This window comes from Arundinibacter roseus, from assembly GCF_004348825.1.
GTDB lineage: Bacteria > Bacteroidota > Bacteroidia > Cytophagales > Spirosomataceae > Arundinibacter > Arundinibacter roseus.
In genome coordinates this window covers 142,040-164,200 of record NZ_SMJU01000008.1, presented here as the reverse complement: position 1 = coordinate 164,200, position 22,161 = coordinate 142,040, and the positions used below count along the sequence as shown (strand labels likewise).

Annotated in this window: 18 protein-coding genes; 6 read left to right on the top strand and 12 right to left on the bottom strand. The window is 44.9% G+C overall.

The window, feature by feature from the left end:
* Positions 1-15: 15 nt before the first annotated feature.
* Together EZE20_RS14095 and EZE20_RS14090 are read left to right on the top strand one after the other, a co-directional pair.
* Positions 16-435, top strand: a complete 420-nt coding sequence (locus EZE20_RS14095; RefSeq protein WP_132118715.1) for a DUF2141 domain-containing protein — start codon at positions 16-18, stop codon at positions 433-435.
* Between the two features lie 101 nt (positions 436-536).
* On the top strand, positions 537-2,735 hold the full coding sequence (locus tag EZE20_RS14090; RefSeq protein WP_132118713.1) for a penicillin acylase family protein: 2,199 nt from the start codon (positions 537-539) through the stop codon (positions 2,733-2,735).
* 78 nt (positions 2,736-2,813) lie between these two features.
* Here EZE20_RS14090 and EZE20_RS24055 read toward each other — a convergent pair whose 3' ends face one another.
* From EZE20_RS24055 to EZE20_RS14035, 12 genes are all read right to left on the bottom strand, one after another.
* On the bottom strand, positions 2,814-2,951 hold the full coding sequence (locus tag EZE20_RS24055; protein WP_165933482.1) for a hypothetical protein: 138 nt from the start codon (positions 2,949-2,951) through the stop codon (positions 2,814-2,816).
* A gap of 31 nt (positions 2,952-2,982) precedes the next feature.
* Complete coding sequence (locus tag EZE20_RS14085; RefSeq protein WP_132118711.1) at positions 2,983-3,897, bottom strand: T9SS type A sorting domain-containing protein; 915 nt, start codon at positions 3,895-3,897, stop codon at positions 2,983-2,985.
* A 27-nt stretch (positions 3,898-3,924) separates the two neighbouring features.
* Complete coding sequence (locus EZE20_RS14080) at positions 3,925-4,551, bottom strand: leucine-rich repeat domain-containing protein (RefSeq protein ID WP_132118709.1); 627 nt, start codon at positions 4,549-4,551, stop codon at positions 3,925-3,927.
* 72 nt (positions 4,552-4,623) lie between these two features.
* Positions 4,624-5,145 (bottom strand): phage tail protein, encoded by a 522-nt coding sequence (locus EZE20_RS14075; protein WP_132118707.1) that lies wholly within the window; start codon positions 5,143-5,145, stop codon positions 4,624-4,626.
* A 48-nt stretch (positions 5,146-5,193) separates the two neighbouring features.
* A complete protein-coding gene (locus tag EZE20_RS14070) occupies positions 5,194-5,892 on the bottom strand; it encodes a hypothetical protein (RefSeq protein ID WP_132118705.1) in 699 nt (232 codons plus the stop codon).
* 21 nt (positions 5,893-5,913) lie between these two features.
* Entirely contained in the window at positions 5,914-6,441 is a 528-nt protein-coding gene (locus EZE20_RS14065) for a hypothetical protein (protein ID WP_132118703.1), read from the bottom strand.
* Between the two features lie 45 nt (positions 6,442-6,486).
* Entirely contained in the window at positions 6,487-7,020 is a 534-nt protein-coding gene (locus EZE20_RS14060) for a hypothetical protein (protein WP_132118701.1), read from the bottom strand.
* 33 nt (positions 7,021-7,053) lie between these two features.
* A complete protein-coding gene (locus EZE20_RS14055; protein WP_165933481.1) occupies positions 7,054-7,896 on the bottom strand; it encodes a Ca2+-dependent phosphoinositide-specific phospholipase C in 843 nt (280 codons plus the stop codon).
* A gap of 291 nt (positions 7,897-8,187) precedes the next feature.
* Positions 8,188-10,956 carry an ATP-binding protein gene (locus EZE20_RS14050; RefSeq protein ID WP_132118697.1) on the bottom strand — a complete coding sequence of 923 codons (2,769 nt, stop codon included), beginning with the start codon at positions 10,954-10,956 and terminating at the stop codon, positions 8,188-8,190.
* Between the two features lie 250 nt (positions 10,957-11,206).
* Positions 11,207-13,042: an ABC transporter ATP-binding protein gene (locus tag EZE20_RS14045; protein ID WP_132118695.1), complete on the bottom strand. Its 1,836-nt coding sequence runs from the start codon at positions 13,040-13,042 to the stop codon at positions 11,207-11,209.
* 45 nt (positions 13,043-13,087) lie between these two features.
* A complete protein-coding gene (locus tag EZE20_RS14040; RefSeq protein WP_132118693.1) occupies positions 13,088-13,870 on the bottom strand; it encodes a 3-keto-disaccharide hydrolase in 783 nt (260 codons plus the stop codon).
* 97 nt (positions 13,871-13,967) lie between these two features.
* Positions 13,968-14,150: a hypothetical protein gene (locus EZE20_RS14035; RefSeq protein ID WP_132118691.1), complete on the bottom strand. Its 183-nt coding sequence runs from the start codon at positions 14,148-14,150 to the stop codon at positions 13,968-13,970.
* A gap of 527 nt (positions 14,151-14,677) precedes the next feature.
* On the opposite strand from EZE20_RS14035, the gene EZE20_RS14030 reads away from it, so the two are divergent.
* From EZE20_RS14030 to EZE20_RS14020, 4 genes are all read left to right on the top strand, one after another.
* Positions 14,678-15,322, top strand: a complete 645-nt coding sequence (locus EZE20_RS14030; RefSeq protein WP_165933480.1) for a response regulator transcription factor — start codon at positions 14,678-14,680, stop codon at positions 15,320-15,322.
* Positions 15,323-15,480: 158 nt separating this feature from the next.
* Complete coding sequence (locus tag EZE20_RS24050) at positions 15,481-15,627, top strand: hypothetical protein (protein ID WP_165933479.1); 147 nt, start codon at positions 15,481-15,483, stop codon at positions 15,625-15,627.
* A gap of 91 nt (positions 15,628-15,718) precedes the next feature.
* Positions 15,719-17,107, top strand: coding sequence for a hypothetical protein (locus EZE20_RS14025; RefSeq protein ID WP_132118687.1), 1,389 nt, complete (start codon positions 15,719-15,721; stop codon positions 17,105-17,107).
* A gap of 49 nt (positions 17,108-17,156) precedes the next feature.
* Positions 17,157-22,076, top strand: coding sequence for a beta strand repeat-containing protein (locus EZE20_RS14020; protein ID WP_132118685.1), 4,920 nt, complete (start codon positions 17,157-17,159; stop codon positions 22,074-22,076).
* Positions 22,077-22,161 lie beyond the last annotated feature (85 nt).

The window sequence follows — 22,161 nt, the reverse complement described above, 5'->3', positions numbered from 1 at the left end:
CAAACCTCTTTTTACATGCTGAAAATCCTGATTGCTTCTTTACTTATCGTATCCACCGATTTGAACCAGAAAATGGCAAAGCTAACCGTAGAAATAACGAATATCCGTCATCCTACCGGACAGTTACGGGTTGGCGTGTATAAGCCCTCCAATACGTTTGGCAAAGCCAAACCGGACTACAACAAAATAGTGGACGTAAAGGCCGTTGGTAGTCAAAAAGTTGTACTTGATGTAGAGCCGGGGACTTATGCTGTGGCGCTGTATCATGATGTAAATAACAATCAGGCTTTGGATAAAAACATGATCGGCTATCCAAAAGAGCCATTCGGATTTAGTAACAATTATCGTCCGATTGTCTCCGGGCCTGACTTCAAAGACTGTGCGTTTGAGATTAGCGAAGCAGGGAAAACAATTTCTATTAAACTCATCAAATAAGAATGTCTGTGTAGTTTTTTGAGAAATTTAACCAGCAGATTCCCTGCAAAAGTGCGTAGATTTGTTTGCCGCGCTTTGTTCAACCTGGTTTAATTTATCTCATGAAAAAAGTACTACTGCTCTTTCTTTTCGTCCCGTTTAGCCTTCTTGCCCAACCTTTTACGCCCAAAGAAATCAAAGGATGGGAAAAACAGGCGCAGCGCGTCTCCATTCATCGCGATACCTGGGGCATTCCGCATATTTATGGCAAAACAGACGCGGATGCGGTATTCGGTTTGCTGTATGCGCAGTGTGAAGATGATTTTAGTCGGGTAGAAATGAACTACATCGAGAAATTGGGGCGCCTGGCAGAAATAAAAGGAGAAGAAGAATTGTATAACGATTTGCTGATTCGGCTTTTGATTGACGAAAATGAGGCAAAAGCGGAATACAAAAAAGCCCCCGAATGGCTGCGAAAATTGTTAAATGCCTATGCCGACGGCATCAATTTTTACCTGCACAAACACCCGGCAGTTAAGCCTGCGCTCCTCACGCGCTTTGAGCCCTGGTTTCCGTTGCTTTGGACAGACGGGAGCATCGGCGCCATCAGCACGGCGGATATAACTACCCGCGATCTGAAAAATTTCTATGGCAACGAATCGCCTTCCGTAGGCTACGAACCAACTCCGCAAGTGCTGGAAGAGGAGATTCTGACCGGTTCCAATGGATTTGCATTTGCACCAAAAATCACCGAATCAGGCAAAGCCATTTTGTACATTAATCCCCACGTAACATTTTATTTCCGGCCCGAAGTACACATGGTTAGTGAAGAGGGATTGAACGCCTACGGTGCTGTTACCTGGGGTCAGTTTTTTGTGTATCAGGGTTTTAATGAATATTGCGGATGGATGCATACCTCTTCCCGAGCCGATGTGGCCGATACGTACCTTGAAAAAGTACAAAAGCAAAAAGACGGGTGGGTTTACGAATACGATCAGGAATTACGGCCTTTGAAAGAAAAAACAATTGCCCTTACCGTTAAGGAAGGAAACGCCCTTACCTCAAAATCTATTCAGGCGTACTATACGCACCACGGACCCATTATGGGCAAGAGGGAAGGGCAGTGGGTGAGCATGAAAGCCAACAACCGCTCGATGAACATGCTGATTCAGAGCTGGCAACGAACCAAAGCCAAAGGATTTGCAGATTATAAAAAAGCGATGGATTTGCTGGAAAATACATCCAATAATACCGTTTATGCTGATGCCGAAGGAAATATTGCTTACTGGCACGGCAACTTTCTGCCCCGCCGCGACCCGTCCTACGATTGGTCGAAGCCTGTAGACGGTAGTACCTCAGCCACCGAATGGAAGGGTTTGCACCCCGTTAGCGAGTCGGTTCATGTGTATAATCCAAACAGCGGATGGCTTCAAAACTGTAACTCAACACCCTTTACCGTTGCGGGAAAAGAAAGTCCAAATCCAGAGAAATTTCCTGCCTACATGGCACCTGACGGGGAAAATTTTCGTGGGGTAAATGCCGTACGCGTTCTGGGAAAACCCCGCAAATATTCGCTCGATCAGGTAATTGCCGCCGGCTATGATACCTATCTCACTTCCTTTGAAATACTGGTCCCGGCATTGGTAAATGCTTTTGAAACGAGCGTTCCTTATACTGACGCCCGCTATCCTTACCTTGTGGGGCCGGTGATGGTACTGAAAAACTGGGATTTTTATAGCCATGAAAATTCTGTGGCTACCACATTAGCCGTAGAGTGGGGACAAAAGATTTCTTCCAAGATGGCTCGCACGTCGATTCCCGGTAAGCCCAATGCCGATCAGGTAGAAAAAGCCGTAGCTTTTGCGGCTACCGCTTCGGCAGAAGATTTGCTGGTTCCTTTTTCTGAAATGCTAGCAGAATTAGAAAAAAATCATGGCAAATGGCAGATTGCCTGGGGAGAAATTAATCGGTTTCAACGCGTATCAGCTGATATTGATCAAAAGTATTCCGACGATCAGCCAAGCCTTCCGGTTGGGTTTACTTCTTCGGCCTGGGGCATGTTACCTTCGTATACGGCCCGCTATTTTCCCGGAACCAAAAAGCGCTATGGCGTCAATGGCAACAGTTTTATTTGTGCCGTGGAATTTGGTGAAAAAGTTACGGCCAAATCCCTGCTGGCAGGCGGGCAGAGCGGCGATCCAACCTCACCTCATTTCTTTGATCAGGGCGAAATGTACACCCAAGGGAAGTTTAAAGATGTACTTTTTTATAAAGAAGATGTCCTGAAACACACCGAACGAACGTACCATCCCGGAGAATAAAAATAATTTTTAAACCAATAAAAGCGGCCTTAGAATTCACTAAGGCCGCTTTTGTGTGTATAGAGCGATATGTTAAACTCAGGGCATGGGTTGCATTCCGCCCACATCAGAAGTGGAGCCTATTTTTAGCGTCAGTGCTTTCACTCCACCATGAGAAACAAGGGTTGGCCTGGTGTAGCGCTTGCGTGCTGGTATGTTTGATATACTTGAATTCATAGCAGAAGGAAGTAGAGAATTAGAAAGATTTTTATTTTTTTAAGAAACGTTCAGCAAATCGGCCACCTTCGGTTGTGCCTGCTTCCAGCAGATAAGTACCTGCGGGTAAATTTGCAATATCAAGGTTTCGTTGTCCGGTTTCAAAGGTTTTTATGGTGCGTCCGGTCATATCCTTTATACGAATAAAACTTGCGGAAGTCATGTCGGGTAGACGAATCTGTAAACTATTCTCGGTAGGATTGGGATAAATCAGGAAAGCATTTTTTCCATCAAAACGTATGGCAATTGCTTTTGACAAGGCAAATTTGCCATCCAAATCGAGTTGTTTCAATCGGTAATAATTGATACCGTTCAAAGGCTGAACGTCTTCAAAGGAATAAGCTTTTCTTTCGGTAGTAGTTTCATTTCCTTTTACAAACCCGATTCGTTCCCAGCTTTTGGCATTGGCCGATTGCTGAATCTCAAAACCGGCATTGGAAACTTCCTCGGCTGTTTCCCAGCGAAGCAACACACTTTCGGGCCCGGCTCCACCAGTAAACGACACTAGTTTGACGGGAAGTGGGTCGTTCTGTGTGCCTGTACCGTTTATCACAACAGCTGTTGTAACTGGACAGCCGCCAACAGCGAGCTGCGTCCAGCTTAATGAATTGTTATTTGGTGGGGCTGGAGTATCGCCAACATATTGAAAAGCGGGCGTACCCCCACCAAGTAGCAGGAACCAGGAATTTGCACCGGTGTTCCATAGAATGTTTATGGTTACGGGAGTTCCTCCGATAGAGCCTGTTCCGCCATAGGCTGTTTTTCCATCATTTGTGCCTACTACACTTAATGTAGCGGTGCCTGTAAAACAGCTACTCGAAACGTCAATGGTTTGAGCCGAACTTTCCTGCGCTTGAAGCAACAGTAGAATACAGGTGGATAAACAAGTAAGTAATAGTTTTTTCATAAAAGTGAATTGATAATTTAGAGTGAATTATTTACAACGAATTCCCAGTTGGTTTTCCACCCTTAGCAGTTCGCGCCGCCGGAGGTGTTCATTGGGCATACAGATAAATGTGTACAGCGAATCGGCATGATGCTCCTTCAATCCTTCGAGCGACAATAGCTGATTATTGTATATATGTAACTCACTAATATTCAGTAAGTTTTCAATAGGTTGCAGGCTTTCAATGCGATTGTTTTGCACGTATAGTTTTTCCAGTTTTTCGAGTGACTCCACACCATCCAGGCTACGGATGCGATTATTGAATACGAACACATCCCGCAGATTGTGAAGCTTTCGCAGGGTAGTCAACTCTTCGATTTGATGATCGCTGATGATTAAAATTTCGAGTTGAGACAGTTGTTCTATTCCTGAAAGATTCGTGAGTTCAGGCGTCACGTTTGGGTGAAAGGAACGGGGCCCGGCAATTCGAAGTACTTTACTCGAAAATAGGTTTTGCAACGCCTCATCTGTTGGTTCTGTAATTTCTTTCTGTTGCCAAAGGGCTTCTGAAAAAGCTTGTTTCCATTGGTCTTCTAAAGAATTCCACCACCGACGCCTAAGGTTGGTAGTAGTTTGGGCAGGAGCTTGTGCCGGGGTTGTGTCGGATGTATTCATACAAGCGTAGAAAAAAGAACACTTCCGCCTACCCATGTATGGTACAAGGGTAGGCGGAAGTAGCATTAGAAATTAGTCATTCCGAGATGGATAAATTCCGTACAAGCATATGCAGGACTGTATAGCAAGGTAGGGTTGCATATTGTTGACAGGCATATTGTTTCCGGTCATTCCAATCGCCTGTGAGCTCATTACAGCATTTGGAGGTCCTGAATGGTATTCTGAATCAAAACTTCCGGTATTGGCCAGTAGATTGCCGCTTGGGTCGGGGCTGTTTCCGGGCACTTCTGTTGCTAAAAGTGAATGGCTATGTGCCGGTAGGTTTGGTAAAAGTAATGTGTTGTGCTCAGCCCCGCTCATTTCACCTTGTACGTGAGGAGTAAGGCCGGGACCCTGTCCGGGACCTATCACGACACGCCCCCGAAGATCGGGAAGAGCAAAGGTATGTACTCCGTCACCGCCGAAGGTGGTACCCAATAAGGAAAAAAGTGCAGAGTTTTCCGCAATGGAAATCAACTGTCCGTTGCAATAGGCCCAGTTTCTTGGGGCAAAGGTGTAGGGAAAAAGGCATATCATGCCAATGTAAGCATCCATAGTAGTTGAGCAGTTAATAGTTAAGGAATTTGTAAATGTAACTAAATATCAAGACTTTTTTCCAAACAAATACACAATTTTTATTGCCATTGTACCAAAATATTCGGTTTTAAAAAATCCCCCATCTGTCGTGTCAAGGGTGGTTAATGGTTGTCCATTAATGGTGATCACCTGATTTTGATAGTCAAACAAAAAATCTCGTGGTTGTCGGATCGACAGTTTTTCGTAAGTCAGCGAAACCATCAGGTCATGATTGATCCGGTAGCCAAGTCCAAGTCCGCCGTCAATTCGTTGGTTAAAAACTCCTCCATTCATGGCATCATGAAAGGCCGTGAGATTCACTGTGGCGACCAGGTATAAGCCATACGGAATGTAGTACACCGGACCAAATGGTTTGCCTGATTCATCATATTTTCTGAAATAACTTCCTCCCAGCTCTCCCTTAGACAGCGGCATAGCCAGTACCGTACTCATCAAAAATGCCGATTGTTTCATCCGATTCAGATAAAGCCGGGAATCGATGGGAGAGATGACAGCCTCATACAACGGATTAAACACCACTGTACTCCCAAGGCTGACACCCAGACTGTACCCCTTGTTTACTTTTCCCGAAATACTATCCGCGCTCCATTCAGGAAGTGTTTTGGATTTAATTTTTTGAGCATGCCCTGCATTCACCGTTAGTAACAGCCAGCAAAACAGGTATAATGCCTTACTTTGAGAAAAAAAATCAGGTGGTACAATCATGGTTTCTGAGTGGTAAACTTCTTAGATACTGGTGGCCTCGTCCATTGCTTCCAGGTTCACTTTGGCAATGTAGGGCAAGGTATGCCGGCCGTCGGTGCTGTCGTCAACGTGTCCATAGCTATCCAGAATTTGTTCTTGAATGGCATCCTGCAATCCCTGAGCGATATCGCCCGATGTAATTGGAGAAGTAATAATATTGGCATCTTCGTGGCCATGAAACTGAACAGACGCCTGTGCAAAAATGAGGTCGGCCTTGTGGTTAAACCCTGCCATCAGAATGATGTGATCATCACCGGTACCACGGTTGAAATCAATTTTGGCAGACACCATCATTCCCGCATTTTGCTTCATCAAAGAAGTTTCCTGATGCCAGGTTTCGTAGTGAAAAGTGCCTTTGCTGTTTTCGTAGGTATATTTTACAACTTTGTTAAAATCGTCGGTACTTTTCTTGTCCCATTGCACCCAGCCATAGTTGGTATGCTCGTCGTCTACGTCCATACCCGAGTAGCCGTCCAGTTTTTGTGCGAAAGTATTATAGTTAAAATTCATGTTTTTAAGGTTTAGAATGATAGAAGTAAAAAGAGAAACGATAACCTAGGCGCTCACTGACACGCACAGGCGATTGAAGGTGTGGCACACCACCGGCAGGAAGTAAAAACGGCCGCCGTTGTCGGTCCACTTGACGATGTGCGTCGAAAGCTCGTTGAAAATCTTGCAGCAGGTATCAAACGTTTCGACGATTTCCTGTGCGGCTGCTTCCGAAATACCGGCAGTTTCGAGCGCTCCCACTGCGCCAAGTACCTCTGCCGTTATATCGACAGCCTCAATAACGCCTTTCGGAATCTGATAGCCATCATTGCCGGGAGTCCAGGTATAGGCAACCGATTGTACCACTGCGCTGCCGTTAAAAGTTACCGTTAGCTGTACGTGGTCGTCCGTAGCACCGCCCCGAACGTGATCGAGCTGCAAATCAAAGGTGGTTGCAGAAGAAGAGTTTGAGGTAATGCTCGGGTTGTAAATGCGATACGTTGAGTCCTCTACGGTATACTCAATTGCCGTTCCGTTCTTGGCTGACACCGCGCCTGGAAACAGGCTGGTGAAATTCTGTTGATTGAAAGTTACTGACATAGGAAAATAGTTAGGAAAAGGTTTAAGGTATATTTATTGACGTAATTCAAAAGCGGAATAGGGCGCCTGCGAAGAAACTGCGGCCCAGGAATGATCCGATACTTTGTCTGTTGCAATGATGGTTGCGCCTTGGGTTTGTGCGTCGTCCCAATCGTCATCACCATCAGCATCGTAGACTCTTGCCAGAATATTCGCAGCTTTCAGGTTGCTCAGGTCGCTGTGCTTTTCATCACCGGCCTTTACATTATATACGGCTCGCTTGTTGGGGGAAAGCAGCGTACTTACGCTTTCACAATCGGCCAGGCAAAGGCGTACAGAAGGTTGATGTTCGGCATAGTATTTTTTCCAATCTTCATCGCCACTGAGACAAAAAATGAATTTTCTCGTCATGGCACTCAATTTTGGCCAGCCGGTAGCTTTCACCAAATCCGACAGAAAATTTGTATCGGTCAATTCGGAGAACATGTCTTTCGGACTAAGGATCAGGTCACGGCCCAGGAAATTGGTCAGGTATCGGTCGAGTTCATCCGGGAAAGTGCTTTTATCACCACTCCAACTTTTTACATCCAACGAAACCCAAATCACATCGTGCCCGGGATTGGCTGTGTGCCAGTTTATGAGTTGATCGAGGTAATATTTTAGCTGCGGACCACCGTTGGTAAGATGATTGACCGTAAACCAATCGGCTGAATTTGGATCACTCTGCGAATGACGCCAAATGTCCAGTTCCAAACCCCTGCACCCACAGTTGTAGTAGTTACTGGATTGAGGATGAAAGTCAAGTTGTCTGCCTAACGGCTTTTCCTGTCGGTCATAGGAGTTGTGCGAAGATTTAAATACGACCTGATGATAGGCGTAATCCTGGTAATTGGTCATAACTGATTGAGTAAATAGGTAAAAGTTTAGGAAGAGTAACTGGCAGAAATTATTAAGCCTGCGCATCGGATACAAATCTATAAAGCCTATTCGTGTAACTGTTGAACGCATGTTTCAATCCTTGCTCTATTGTTCCACGCCCAATTTTTCTTTTGCTCTATTGTTCCAATCGTTTGTCCATATGTTCCATTTTGGGCACAAACCCAAAAAAAACGGGAGACAGCCAAACTTTCCGTTGGCTTATCTCCCGATAAATACTATTGAAATAATTAAATTTTTTCTTCTTATATTTTAATGTTTAGCCACCCACTCGGTGGGTGAATACCCAATTTGTTCCTGGAATGAACGTGAAAAATAGGATAGGCTTTCGAATCCAACTTTATAGGCTACCTCTGAAATAGAGCCCTCCCGGTTTTTTAGTAAGGTAGCAGCCCGGTAAAGCCGCATGTTGCGAATGAATTCGGTCGTTGACTGATTGGCCAATGCTTTAAGCTTTCGGTGCATGTTGGTTCGGCTAACCTGCATGAGTTCACAGAATTGGTCTACCTTAAACTTACTATCGTGCATGTGCGCTTCCACTACCCGGATGGCTTCTTTCAGAAATAGTTCATCGGGACCTACGGGCTCTGGAATGGCTTCCTGCCTGCTGCCGTAGTTAGCTACCTGTATACTATATTTCTCACGTAATTCGGCTCTGATTTTTAGTAAATTCCGCACCCGCACCTGCAGCTCTGCCTTACTGAAAGGCTTTTCCAGATAATCATCCGCCCCTAATTCCAAACCTTCCAGTCGATCTTTGAGGCTAGCTTTGGCCGTCAGAAGTACTACCGGAATGTGGCTCGACCGTGCGTCTGTTTTTATTTTTCTGCACATGTCAAATCCGTCCATTATGGGCATCATTACATCAGAAATCACAATGTCCGGACTATATTCAAATGCTTTTGATAATCCTTCAAGGCCGTCAACAGCTTCAATAACCAGAAAGGTTTCGTCAAAAATTGTACGTATGTAGGCTCTCAGATCCGGATTGTCTTCCACCACAAGCAGAATCTGTCCGTCATATTCATTCAGGATTGGATCCACGGGTTTGGTCGGAACGGTCAGTTCATATGCTCCGGGATCGTAGAATGTCGGCGAGGTTTTTGTCTGAATAGCAAACTCAGCCCACGTGGCCTGATCGATGGGCAATTTCACGGTAAATGTACTGCCGGCTCCCGGTTCGCTATTGACCCAAATTTGGCCCTTCATAACGTCTACCAGCTCATTCACCAACGACAATCCAATGCCTGAACCTTCGAGTTGGCGGGCATCTTTGGGTTCTATCTGGTAAAAGCGATCAAAAATATAGGGGAGACGTTCGGCTTCAATTCCGATGCCGTAGTCCTGAATTTTCAGCAGCAGATGCGTGTCGGTATAGTCTGCCCGCACTTCAACCCGTCCGTTATCGGGTGTATATTTGAAGGCATTGGATAGCAGATTGGTCACAATTTTATCCAGCTTATCCTCATCAAAACAACCGATTTTATGATATTCCGATTGCTCATGATTGAAAATGATGGCCCTGCTTTGCGCCAACGACTCAAAGGAAGCAAAAAGCTGCTGCAGGTAGGCCGCAATGTTACTTTGTATTAGTTGGGGTTGCAGTTTTCCGGCTTCCAGTTTCGACAAATCCAGCAGTTGATTGATCAGCACATGAAGCCTTTTCAGGTTACGTTGCATGGCCGGAATCATTTTTTCCTGTGGATATTTGCTGCGTAAATCAGCAAGTGGACCAATGAGCAGGGTAATTGGCGTTCGGAATTCGTGGGAGATATTGGCAAAAAAATTGGATTTCAGCGCATCCAGTTCTTTCAGTTTATGCGTTTGAGCCTGATTGAAGACAACTTCCCGCTGCGAAGCCGCCTCCGCCTGCTGCGAACTGAGAATGATTTTGCCCAGAAACAGGCCAAAAACGAATATTTCACTTATAAAGAAGAAGTTTGCAACCTCAAATACCCATAAGGCATTTAGTAGGCCGGCCTGACTGAGCAATAGGAAAAAGTAGCTCATGATGCCCAACAGAAATGGCACGGAATAGTACCAGTCAATTGCGTATTTCTTTTTTACAGAAAACACGTAGAGTCCAAAGACCAAAAGCTGCGAACAAATGACAAGATAAGTACTCGCCTGTAACCAGTACCAGCTATAATCCAGCCAGATAAATACCAAAAGCAATACGTCAACACCCATAATCGCATGCACGAGATGCCGCACGTATCCCGGAAAACGCTGGAATGGGAGCAGCACTTTGATCACAAGCATATACCCGATTGGGAGCAGGTGGTAGGAAGAAAAATTGAGCAAGGTTGCCAGGTAAGCATTGGAGGTAAGAAAATTTCCCAAACTGGTTTTAAGACCCCAATAGGATAAGGAGCGCAACAGAAGCATGAGCGAATAATACCGGAAAGTAATTTCTTTCACAGCAAATGCCGCTAACAGCAGGATGTAAAACAAGCGGAGAGAAACGAGCCCGTTAAAAAAACTATTGGTAGAGGCATTGCTTACACGGTTTGCCTGATAGGTTTTCTCATCAAACAGCAGAATGTCTACCCGATGTCCGCGCTGACTTTTTACTTTCAGGTACACCTTTTTGGTTTGACCGGCGGGGAGGTTTATTCTGAATGTTGGATCTCGGGTTGTGTAATTTCTTTCGTTTTTTGGAATAAACGTCCCCCCTTTGTCTTCACTGAACGTCCCGTCAGGTTGTTCAACGTAACAGGTAATGAGCTCTACAACAGGGTTTTCCCATTGAATATACCAGGTTTCGTTTGTTGAAATCGTGTTCGTGAGGTTGCAGATATACCAATAGGTATTATCCGAAAAAGGCAGCAGGAAATTTGATTGGGGTACGGGTAAGAATTTCTGCTTTTGAGCTTCGCTGAATCTGAGCGCCGACGTAGAATCTTTGAAAAAAAAAGCATTCTCTGTAAGAATGACCGGCTGTTTGGTGGTGGCCGTCAGCTGAATGGACTGACCATTCGCGAGACCGCAAATAAGTAAAGAAAAGAGGAGTAATCTCATGTACTTTATTAGTCTCTCAGTGTTGAGTTTGTGTGTAATTCTTTTTCCTATAGTATCTGTGCAGGAGCAAATCTAATACAGAAACATATTTCCTGATAGTGTTTTTCAATTATGTCTTTTTCTTTCCCTGCGGCAATATAGTACAATCATTCCTATGAAAAGCACTATTCGTTCAAGCAGTTTTTTTTAAAGACCGTAAAAGTCAGGGAGGGGTGTAATAGATTTAAATATAAAAATATGAATAAGTTACTTATACACCCTGCATGAGCGTCAGTTTTTTATAAAAACCCTGTGAATTTTCAAGCAATTGATCGTGGGTTCCGCGCTCGATAATTTGCCCCTGATGAACCACGAGAATCTCATCGGCGTGCTGAATCGTACTTAGTCGGTGCGCAATAACCAACACCGTCCGGTTTTGCATCAGATGTGTAAGTGCTTCCTGCACAAGCTTTTCTGATTCGGTGTCCAACGCAGACGTGGCTTCGTCTAAAATCAAAATTGGTGGATTTTTCAAAATCGCCCTCGCAATGCTGATTCGCTGACGTTGTCCGCCCGACAGTTTTGAGCCGCGGTCGCCAATAATAGTTTGGTACGCCTCGGGTTGTTCCAGAATAAACGCATGCGCATTGGCAATTTTTGCGGCTGCTACCACCTGCTCTTCCGAAGCCGATGAGCCAAAGGCGATGTTATTGAAAATTGTATCATTGAATAAAATAGATTCCTGCGTTACAATCCCCATTTGCTCTCGCAGGGAGGAGGTTGTAAGATCCCTAAGGTCGGTTCCGTCTAACAGAATCTGCCCTTCTTTTGGATCGTAGAAGCGCGGTACGAGATCGGCAATTGTCGATTTTCCCCCACCCGAACTACCCACTAGGGCAACTGTTTTGCCTTTTTTCATCCTGAAACTGATGTCTTTCAGAATCGGCAGTCCAGGTTGGTATTCAAAAGAAACATTGCGGACCTCAATCGAATCCTGAAATGACTTCGCGGCCTGTGCGCCCACTTTTTCCTGAATGGTATTTTTTGCATCCACGAGTTCGAGTACCCGTTCGCCCGAAGCTATGCCCCGCTGCGTATTGCTGAATGCGTTGGAGATTTCTTTGGCCGGACGAAGTACCTGAGAAAACGTAATGATATAAAAAATGAACTCGGAAGCCGATAGTTCTGATTGGTTAGAAAGCACAAGCGAGCCCCCATAAAGCAAAATAAATGCAACAATTGTTACTCCCATGAACTCAGAAAAAGGCCCGGCCATTTCACGTTTATAGGCCATCGACTTGATGGCTTTTTTGTAGGCGTCATTTTCGGTACGAAACCGATTTTTTATGAAATTCTCGGCATTAAATCCTTTCACGACCCGCATACCTCCAAAGGTTTCGTCCATCAGGCTGATGAGCCCGCCGAGTTTGCTTTGGCCCGTTCGGGCATCTTTACGCATTTGCTTTACAATGTAGGCAATGAACGCTCCCGAAATTGGAAAGACCAGAAACGCAAAGAGCGTCAGGCTGATAGAGACCTGAAAAAGTACGATCAGATAAACAAGAAGCGTAAAAACTTCTTTAAAAGCCGCTGAAAATGTATTGGCAATGGAGTTTTCTACCTCCTGAACGTCCGTCATAACCCGGGAAATAAGATCGCCCTTGCGCTCATTGGAGAAAAAGCCAAGATGCAGCCCGACGGCATTGTCAAAAACGGCCTGCCGAAGCCGGGCCACCATGTTTACCTTGAAGCGTTCGAGAATACGCGCCGACAGATACCGAAATACATCCGACAAAAAAACGGACGCTACGATGATGGCACACACAAACTGCAACGCGCCAAGCTTCCCGCGACTTTGCAGGAAGGTACCAAAATAATAGTTGAAAAGTCCGCTTAGATAATCAAAGCTAAACGCAGGGTCCGGTTTTGTGGTGAGAAGCGGCACGTCGGCCTGACCTACCTGATTGAATAGCAGATTGAGCAGCGGAATCAGCAGCGAGAAATTGAGAATGCCAAACAGACTCGCCAACAGGGAGGTTATAAAAAAAGGAATGATGTATTGTCGAAGCGGTCGGGCATACGACAACAGGCGCCAGTAAATTTTCATGGCGTAAATGTACAGCAAAAGTACTAGTGAAAGGAATCAGGCGTGTTAAAAGTCCGTGTCGGCTTTTTGAAGATCGAGTTTCTGAATCCAGATGTTTTTATACAAAACATCATGTCCTTCGGCTTGCAATTTCAGTCCACCGGGTGTGTCGGTTATGCCCTTTCCACCGTCGTTTCCGCCGTCAATGCCCGAGTTCGGTCCGCCCCACACCTGACTGATCGGTTGGTTGGTATGTACTTTTTGGCCGTTAAAATACATCGTAAGCATGGCCTTTTCGGTACGTTTGCCGTTTTCAAACCGGGCGGCCCGAAACACAATGTCGTAGGAATTCCAGGCACCCACGCCTTTGTAGGCATAGTAGGGAGAAGGCGTTTCGTTAATCACCGCCGCCATGCCGTGGTTTGTGGTGTCGCCATCAAGTACCTGAATTTCGTAGCGGTTTTGTAGATACACCCCGCTATTGCCGCCTTCTTTGGAAATGTAAAACTCAATGTGCAGGCGAAAATCCCGGAAGGTATCTTTGGTAACAATGTCTGCCGCCCCGTACTTACCGCCTGCCGCGGCCGGGTCGTTGGTATTGAGTACGGTTCCTTTTCCGGTCGGGTTTTGCACAATCGCCCATTTGATCGGTGGCTCGGCGGCCAATCGGGGCCCCTCCCAATACATCCATTTTTCATCCAACATTGCACGGCTGCCGTCAAAATAGATTTCAGCACCTTTGGGCGGTTTGGCACCAACCGCTTTCTTTTGCGCAACCACAAACAAAGGGAATGTACTCAGCAACAGGACAAAAAGCGGTGCAGCACTGCGATGTATCAGGTATTTCATCAGGATCATAGGTTAAATGTATTCTTCTTGACTACGTATATGTAAAGGCGAACTACTCATTAGCCTACTTAATGCAAAACCTGCAATCTTTTTCAGCCTAGTCCGCCGAATATCCTCTGAGCATATTCACAAAATCATCTTCATAGGCTTTCAGTGCTTTCAGAAGTTGATCCAATTCTTTCTTCCCGGCAGTTCCGGGCTTTGCGCCCATGAGTTCCTCGGCTCGTTCGGAAGCCTTTTCGTAGTCACTTTCGTTTTTGATTGGTAACGTGTAGTCCATTGGTCGTAATGAAAAAAGTGAAGTTTAAAGGTAGGAAGAATATTTTTTCGGGAAAACGGGAAGGCTGATATGAGAAATGTTCCTATAAATTAGCCTCGGTTATCTATTTGATCAATTTTATTGTACCGTTGGATAAATTTCCTGAATTTAAAAACTCTTCCATTTGTCAATAGATATAGGGTTACGTATATACATGAGAGTTTAAATATAAAACCTAATAAGTAACCTGTATGCTTTTGGTTACTGGGCCCAGAATATGTTTTAGATACTTTCACTGATTAGAAATCACTTTTAATTCAAAATACAGAGGATTAGTTGGACGTGCATTAAGTATCCAATAGTTATTAAAAAATTAGTGCATGGTTGAGTAAAATTATATAAGTCCAAATAAAATAGGATATTATACTATATTGGCTTGATGGACAATTTCTCATATTTGTATAATGAAATGGCGCTAGTAGCACATGATTTTACCTAGTACAACCTTTAACTACACACAACTAATACTTTCCACGCACTCACGCACTATGGTAAACCTCTCATCCAAAAACCAATTGATTTATTTTTGTGGATTCCCCGAGCTAAAAGCAGTTCAATTTGATACTTCTTTCGTGGAGACCACCTATTCAAGTTACCAAAGGGAATACTTAGGGCTGGAAGACGGCCTTAAAATTTCCATTCATACCAATCCCGCTAACCTTTTTATTTTTATCACGTCAATTCAGGATCTGCAACGGATATTCTCAGATATTACCTTCCTGAGACGTTTTCTGCCACATATCAATCGAATATTAGTGTGTAGCCAATTTGTCTTTGATGATTCGCTGACCGAAGAAATAAGTTTTGACGGCTTCCTGCCGCCGGACGCGACGATCCCAGATGTTTTGGCTTGCCTTGAAAAAGTACAAAAGGGAATGCGCTTCGTGCATCCGGATTTTAGACGTGTGGGCTCCCAGTACAGTCAACTGCCGGATAGCCTAACATTGCATGAGCAAAAAGTACTGCAACTCATTGCCAGTGGATTACAAAATAAACAGATTGCCGAGAAGCTATTCATCAGCCCGCATACCGTCAAGAACCACAAGACCAAACTAATGCAAAAGTTGGGTTTGCCCAGTACACTTGACCTCTACAAATATGCCATGCAGCACATGCAAACCCGTCGGCAGTAAGGCCTCCACTCGATCAATAAGGTAAGTTTCCTATCTATATAAGCCCGCTTTCCTATTTCAGGCGGGTGAGAATATCAACAATTTTGCAGAGTTGAGAAATCTGTCTTACCCAATCATTTTTCGAATTGTCGAACGTCTAACCAATCATTTCAAAACTCATGGAAATTAAACCAAACACCAACAAAAAAAGCTACAAAAAACCCGTGCTAAGCACCAAGGGAGCTGTCCGGAATCTGACCTTAGCAGGAGGCTCATTTAGTGCTGATGTACCAGGTGGCGCCACAGACGGGCCTTTTGGAGGCTAATTTGACCATCGTCGTGCTGAGATTATATTATTAAAAATAGTTTCAGCAGGATCAAGTAGTTATTAAACTAGTACCTTAACAAACCCCAAGTATGAAAAAAATTATTTTAACCGTAGCCATGCTCGTCGCAATTGCAACCGCGAGCTACGCACAGAGTAATACGAGCACGGTGAACCAATCCACTGGTGAGCGCAATACTGCGAACATCACTCAGGCGGGTAATTTGAACACCGCTACCGTAACACAAACAACTGCATCGACGACTGATAACAAAGCTACAATCGATCAAACCGGAAAGTCAAATGCCGCAACTATTTCAGAGAAAGGTACTTTCAATGAAGTGACTATTACACAGACTGGCGTACAAACGCCGGCATCCAGCCATGAAGCTACTGTTACCATTGCCGGCGCAGGTAGTTCATTAAACGCGGTGACAATTACACAGGCAGGTCAGGACATGGAATCTAGTGTAGTTCTGAATGGAAGTACGAACACCATCGGTTTCAACCAATCCGGTCTTGGAAATCAGGCGAAGCTTGTTGCAAATGTAGGAACAAACAGTGACAACATCATCTCCATTACACAGGCTGGTACGACCAATCAAACTTATGCTAAGGTTGCTGGTAACACTAATACCATACTTGTTGGTCAGGCTGGTACAAGTAACAAAATCGGGACTTTTGCGGGAACTGGAAATGTAACACTTACAAATTCAAGAACTGCAGGCCCGGCCCCAATTACAACCGGTAAGCTTAACAATGGCCTCATTGATATTCTTGGTGGTATTGGAGTAACGGGTAATCAGAACAGTGTAGCAGTAAATCAAGATCCAACTACAACCCTGAATGAAGTAGCGATCAAAATTGATGGTGCTAATCAGAACAGCGCCACAGTTTCGCAGTTGGGAATGGCTGAGTCTAATAAGGCTGCTATTTGGGTCGCTGCAGGTTCCACGAACAACATGGCTACTATTGAGCAAACTGGTTCGGCTGAAGGAAACGAAGCAGGGATTTATCAGGGTGGATCGGACGATATAGCTAAAATTGTTCAAACAGGCATGAACAATAAAGCAATGACCTCACAGGTGGCTTCTACGATTACTGGCTCTAATAATGCAACAATCACACAATCTGGAAACGGTAACCTTGGCTGGATAGAGCAGGACGGTCTTGCAGGTAGTACGGCAACTATCACTCAGGAAAGCAATTTGAATACCGCCGAAATTCGTCAGACTGCAGACGGAGGTCACACCGCTAACCTGACACAAAAATCTGTAGATGGACAACGCTTCGTATTGGTTCAGGAAGGAACAGGTCATACGCTAAATTTCACGCAGAGTGGCGTTGGGGTAGGCAAGGCATTTCCTTCTGATGTAGAACTTGTTCAGACAGGTACAAACAACACTATTAACGGACAGACCGGGAATACAGCTCAGGTACGCTTTGTCCAGGTTGGAAACAACAATGTCATTGGATTCTAAGGATACAGCTTTCAGTTTCCTATTATTTTAACTCTTCCAGAATTTTATTATGAAAAGAATATTTCTAATCGTGGGTCTTGCGTTCGGATGTTCCTCCGTCTACGCACAGACTATCAACCAAACAGGAAATAATAATCAGGTGCTTGCCAATCAAACAGCCCTGAATCCTGCTTCCCAGTATACGATCAATCAAACCAATGATTGGAACTGGGTGGACCTAACCCAGGGAGGAGCACTTGCAAATCCTGCTAATAACATTACGCTCACTCAGATTTCGATTGGTGCAACAGCCACTAACCTGAAAAACCTATTTAACGTTGTTCAGAATGGATCTGGCAACACAATAATTGGTAATCAGCTTGGGCGTAACAACCGTGCTACCCTGCGGCAGCAAGGACCAAGTAGCGGTGGAACTATTACAACCTCACAAATTGGTGAGAGGAATGGTATAGTTGTAACGCAGAGCTCGGGAGCAGGTAATACTGCTACTGTAAATCAGGGCACCGATTTAACACCTGGTTTATTATCGACCACTATGCGTAACTCAGCTACCTTGACTCAATCAGGTAAGGCCGGAGCTGCCACAATTACCCAAAGCGGAAGTGCTGGATTGGTAACGGCCGTTCAGTCGGGTGGAGCTACCACTGCTAACACAATGACAATCATCCAAAGCAACAATGCGGGTGCGGTGGTTGATCAGTCGGGTGACAATAACAAAATTAATGCCGATCAAAAGGGGTATCAGTATGCAAAGGTTACACAAGGAGCGACATCTCTAAATGGAACTGTTACTATTAAACAAGGTGCAACTGTTGACGCTGATACAAGAAACTCAGCTACTGTTGCACAGACGCAAGGTGATGGCAATACGGCTACCGTTACGCAAACTAATGCGAATGCAGAGAAAAATATAGCCTTGGTTACTCAATCGGGTACCAAATCGGGTGCTACAAAGAGTACTGTAACAGTCACTCAGGCGGGTAAATCAGGGTATGTAGATGCTGACCAATCGGGCGAAGGCAATAAGGCTACCTTTACACAGAATCAATCTGCATTAGCCAATGGTAGCGTAGCTATTCTTGACCAAAGTGGTGTAAAGAATGAATACAAGAGTACCCAAACAGGAAATGGACATCGGGTAGTTGGTGCTGTTGATACCTACTCAGCCGCCATTCAAACAGGAACTGACAATGAAGCAACAATTACCCAAAAGGGTAGCAAACAACAAGCTGCTTTCCAGCAGGCTGCTTCTGGTAACACGTTGACGGTAGATCAGGATGGTTTGGAAAACAAAGCCACGGTTAGCCAATTGGTTGGTTCAGGAATGACTGCCCTCATTGAGCAAAAAGAAGCAGCTGGGAATTCGCAAAAAAATTCAGCTACTATTACACAGACTGGAACAGATATTGCAGATGCAACTACTGTTACTGATCCAGGTGGGATTGATTATTCAGATCCTTACAATCCTGTAGTTACTCCACCAACAACATCTACGGGTGGAGGATCATCCGCTGGTTTGTATGCTGAAATATTGCAAGAAGGTCGGGAAGGGATTGCTTCTATTGATCAAAAGGGAAGTTCTAATTTTGCTTCTATTGATCAATTAGCAGACTACTCATTTCAAAGTAAAGCTACAATTGTTCAGGATGGGAAAGGACATGTTGGCAAAAAGGATCCAACAGATCCAACATCTCCTGAAAGGGGTGCCAGGATATCCCAATTTGGTGGTCGTCAGAATGCCGAGGTAGTACAAGCGGCTGGTACAGAAAAAAGTACAATCACCGTTTTACAGGGGATCTATTCACTTTTTAATGCTGATGTGCTTAACAACCCTGAGCTGTACACTAACGATAATAAGGCGGTGGTAAAGCAGTTGGCGGGTTCTGATAATTACATTTACCTGGATCAGAACAATGAGCGTAATGAAGCAACATTGACGCAGGAAAGTGGCAACAGTAATACGATTGAAGTTGTACAATATCCACAAGATCTTACAGATGCTGTACCAGGTGGAGGTTTTGGAAATAACAACCAAGATGGTAACAAAGTAACGATTACCCAGAAATCAGGTGATGAAAACACGGCTAAACTATCTCAGACAGGTTACTCCAATGAATTGACTCTGACCCAGGATGGCGGATTGAATATCCTGAAGGGTCTGTATGGTGATGATGTGGCTCAGCAAACGGGCAACGACAACACGGCAACTCTGACCCAAACAGGAGACGAGCAAACGATCAGCCTGGAACAATCAGGTGATATGAATTCGGCCACGGTAGATCAGACAGGAATGCAGCTTGATGCCCTGGTAGAGCAAGCTGGTGAAAAAGGTGTCGCAGACGTTGATCAGATGGGGGAAATGAACCAGGCATTGGTTTTCCAGGTTTCTGGAGAGTTCAACGATGCCATGATTAATCAGTCGGGCGAAGTGAACTTTGTGGCTGTTGGTCAGGATGGTGGACGTAACGGTGCTAGTGTTTTGCAATCCGGCACTGAAAATGTTACCTATTTAGGGCAGTCACAGGATGGTTTGTTTGGTGTAGCAGGAAATACGGCAGCAATTGGTCAGTCTGGTACATCAGGACAAATTGCCGCTGCTCAGGTTGGGTCTGATAACGCAGCCGCAATGACACAGGCTGGTACTGATAATTTTGCCTTGGGTATACAGTATGGCACTAGCAATACGGCTACTACCTCACAGGATGCCGGTACAGATGGTGGAACTGCAGTTGTTTTGCAGGGTGAATTCGATATTGAAGATCCAGGCGTTCAGGCTGCAGTTCTTGGGGGCATAGGTTCACGTGATGCAGGGTCAATCGCCGGAGCTATTTTGGACAACACCGATATCTTTGGTGATGAGGTGTTGCCGGTTTCAGGAAACACCGCCACTGTTACGCAATCTGCCGGAAATGACCAAATTGGTGCAATTGGTCAGTTGGGTGATGACAATTTAGCGGATTTAACTCAATCGGGCACCCAAAATGCAGGCTTAGTATTGCAGGGTGGAGAAGCCAAAAATATGGCAGATATTGACCAAACAGGCTCTCAGGGAATCGTAATTCTCGGCCAATTGGGTGAAATCGGTGGTACAATGGGTAACACCGCTAACATTACACAAGGTGGAACAGAAAACGCAATGCTGATTGGTCAGGGCGGACAAGACAACACAGCCACTATTGATCAGAAGGGTACAGGCAATGGTCTTGTTGGTGGTAGCACACTTGAAGGTGGTATTGCCGTTGGTCAGTATGGCTCTGGTAACGATGTCAAAGTGGATCAAAATGCAACAACAAGTGCGGTAATCATTGGACAAGGTAATATTGATCCTTCGTTTCCTCTTACTCTGAGCCTATCATCCTTAGGTACTGCAATCGTTCCTGTTGAGGGGAACTCGGCAGATGTAACCCAAACCGGAGAGGATAACATTGCGGTTATTGCCCAGGCTGGTGATGACAACACCGCAACGGTTACCTCACAAGCAGGTATGGAGAATGACATCCTAATACTTCAAACGGGTGATGACAACGAAGGCAAAGCTGCACAATCTGGCTCAGAAAACGAGGGAGGAATTTTCCAAATAGGTGATGGCAACTTTGGAGACCTGACCCAAAATGGCACATTGAGCCAAGTTAGTATTGATCAACTTGGTGATAATAACGAAGCTGAGGTAGACCAAAAGTCTGGTAGTAAGTTCAATGTAACATCGGTTAGTCAAGCGGGGAATGAAAATACCGCTGCGGTTGTTCAAACGGGCGTAAATGACGAGTCTTTGGCTTTTGGAGGACTTGTACTAATTGATCAGAATGGCAATTCGGGAGTTGCTGAGGCGACGCAGGGTGGTGTATTGAATACGATATTTATCACTCAGTCAAATTCTCTTACAAACGGCCCTTCTGTTGGAAACAAGGCCTACGCAACCCAATCCGAGGATGTAAAATTAGGCGTTGCTACTATTGATCAAATCGGGCTTACCAACACGGCCACTATAGATCAGATTAAGGGTTCTGTTCTTTCTGCTTCAATCGTTCAGTCTGAGACAGGTGATGCAACTTCCGATGAAGGGAATTCTCAGGACAACACGGCAACGATTACTCAGGATGGAACGAATGGAGAAGGTTCTATCTCAACTCCCCCTGGAGACTGGGATTATTCAGATCCTTACAATCCGATATTTACTCCCGGCACACCTGTTTCAACCCCTGGAAGTACTGCATCATTGACAGCAGAGATTACCCAGCAAGGTCGTGAAGGTTTGGCTACGATTAATCAGACTGGTTCATCCAATACTGCGACTGCTTTGCAAAAAGCACCCTATTCTTTTGAAAACGAGGTGTTAATAACGCAGGGTGGAAAAGGGAATGAGGTTGCTGTTCAGCAATTTGGTGGTCAACAGAAGGCGACTTTGGAGCAAGGTTCTGCAGTCCAAGACGGTATAATAGAAGTATCTCAGGGAATTGGATCTTCTTTTATTCCAGAGGCTGAGGCTAATCCGGAGTTATTTACAAATGGAAATGTAGCCTTTGTTTATCAACTTGCGGGAATTGATAATGGTATCAAACTCGTTCAAGACAATCAGGGAAGTACTGCTACACTAACTCAAGATGAGACTATCGGGGATAATAATACAATTGAGGTTTCGCAACGCCCTCAGGATCTAACCCTCCCCTATCCGGGCCTTGCTGTCGGCTTTGGTAATATTTTGAGCAATGGTAATACAGTAACAATCACTCAGAAAACGGGAGATAGTAACGTTGCTAAGTTGCAGCAAGATGGTTTGGATAACGTACTTACCCTTACTCAGGATGGTAGCAATAACATCCTGCGTAAATCATCGGGTGCAGGTAACGAGGCTGCCTTGCAAAATGGTATCGGTGGTTCTGCCACACTTTCCCAAACCGGCACAGGCCATATCATCAACCTAAATCAGGGCGGTGTAGGCAACATGACCACAATCACGCAAATGAACTAAGAGATAAGGGTATCCCTTTCTCTTGGTGCATGGTATTCAAAAAATACCACACACTAAAAACGGAGACTAGCTCATCTTGGGCTAG

What these genes read in the sequence shown, in the direction of transcription:
- EZE20_RS14095 (WP_132118715.1), top strand. Translation starts at nt 16, where the DNA reads ATGCTGAAAATCCTGATTGCTTCTTTACTTATCGTATCCACCGATTTG.
- EZE20_RS14090 (WP_132118713.1), top strand. Translation starts at nt 537, where the DNA reads ATGAAAAAAGTACTACTGCTCTTTCTTTTCGTCCCGTTTAGCCTTCTT.
- EZE20_RS24055 (WP_165933482.1), bottom strand. Translation starts at nt 2,951, where the DNA reads ATGAATTCAAGTATATCAAACATACCAGCACGCAAGCGCTACACCAGG.
- EZE20_RS14085 (WP_132118711.1), bottom strand. Translation starts at nt 3,897, where the DNA reads ATGAAAAAACTATTACTTACTTGTTTATCCACCTGTATTCTACTGTTG.
- EZE20_RS14080 (WP_132118709.1), bottom strand. Translation starts at nt 4,551, where the DNA reads ATGAATACATCCGACACAACCCCGGCACAAGCTCCTGCCCAAACTACT.
- EZE20_RS14075 (WP_132118707.1), bottom strand. Translation starts at nt 5,145, where the DNA reads ATGGATGCTTACATTGGCATGATATGCCTTTTTCCCTACACCTTTGCC.
- EZE20_RS14070 (WP_132118705.1), bottom strand. Translation starts at nt 5,892, where the DNA reads ATGATTGTACCACCTGATTTTTTTTCTCAAAGTAAGGCATTATACCTG.
- EZE20_RS14065 (WP_132118703.1), bottom strand. Translation starts at nt 6,441, where the DNA reads ATGAATTTTAACTATAATACTTTCGCACAAAAACTGGACGGCTACTCG.
- EZE20_RS14060 (WP_132118701.1), bottom strand. Translation starts at nt 7,020, where the DNA reads ATGTCAGTAACTTTCAATCAACAGAATTTCACCAGCCTGTTTCCAGGC.
- EZE20_RS14055 (WP_165933481.1), bottom strand. Translation starts at nt 7,896, where the DNA reads ATGACCAATTACCAGGATTACGCCTATCATCAGGTCGTATTTAAATCT.
- EZE20_RS14050 (WP_132118697.1), bottom strand. Translation starts at nt 10,956, where the DNA reads ATGAGATTACTCCTCTTTTCTTTACTTATTTGCGGTCTCGCGAATGGT.
- EZE20_RS14045 (WP_132118695.1), bottom strand. Translation starts at nt 13,042, where the DNA reads ATGAAAATTTACTGGCGCCTGTTGTCGTATGCCCGACCGCTTCGACAA.
- EZE20_RS14040 (WP_132118693.1), bottom strand. Translation starts at nt 13,870, where the DNA reads ATGAAATACCTGATACATCGCAGTGCTGCACCGCTTTTTGTCCTGTTG.
- EZE20_RS14035 (WP_132118691.1), bottom strand. Translation starts at nt 14,150, where the DNA reads ATGGACTACACGTTACCAATCAAAAACGAAAGTGACTACGAAAAGGCT.
- EZE20_RS14030 (WP_165933480.1), top strand. Translation starts at nt 14,678, where the DNA reads ATGGTAAACCTCTCATCCAAAAACCAATTGATTTATTTTTGTGGATTC.
- EZE20_RS24050 (WP_165933479.1), top strand. Translation starts at nt 15,481, where the DNA reads ATGGAAATTAAACCAAACACCAACAAAAAAAGCTACAAAAAACCCGTG.
- EZE20_RS14025 (WP_132118687.1), top strand. Translation starts at nt 15,719, where the DNA reads ATGAAAAAAATTATTTTAACCGTAGCCATGCTCGTCGCAATTGCAACC.
- EZE20_RS14020 (WP_132118685.1), top strand. Translation starts at nt 17,157, where the DNA reads ATGAAAAGAATATTTCTAATCGTGGGTCTTGCGTTCGGATGTTCCTCC.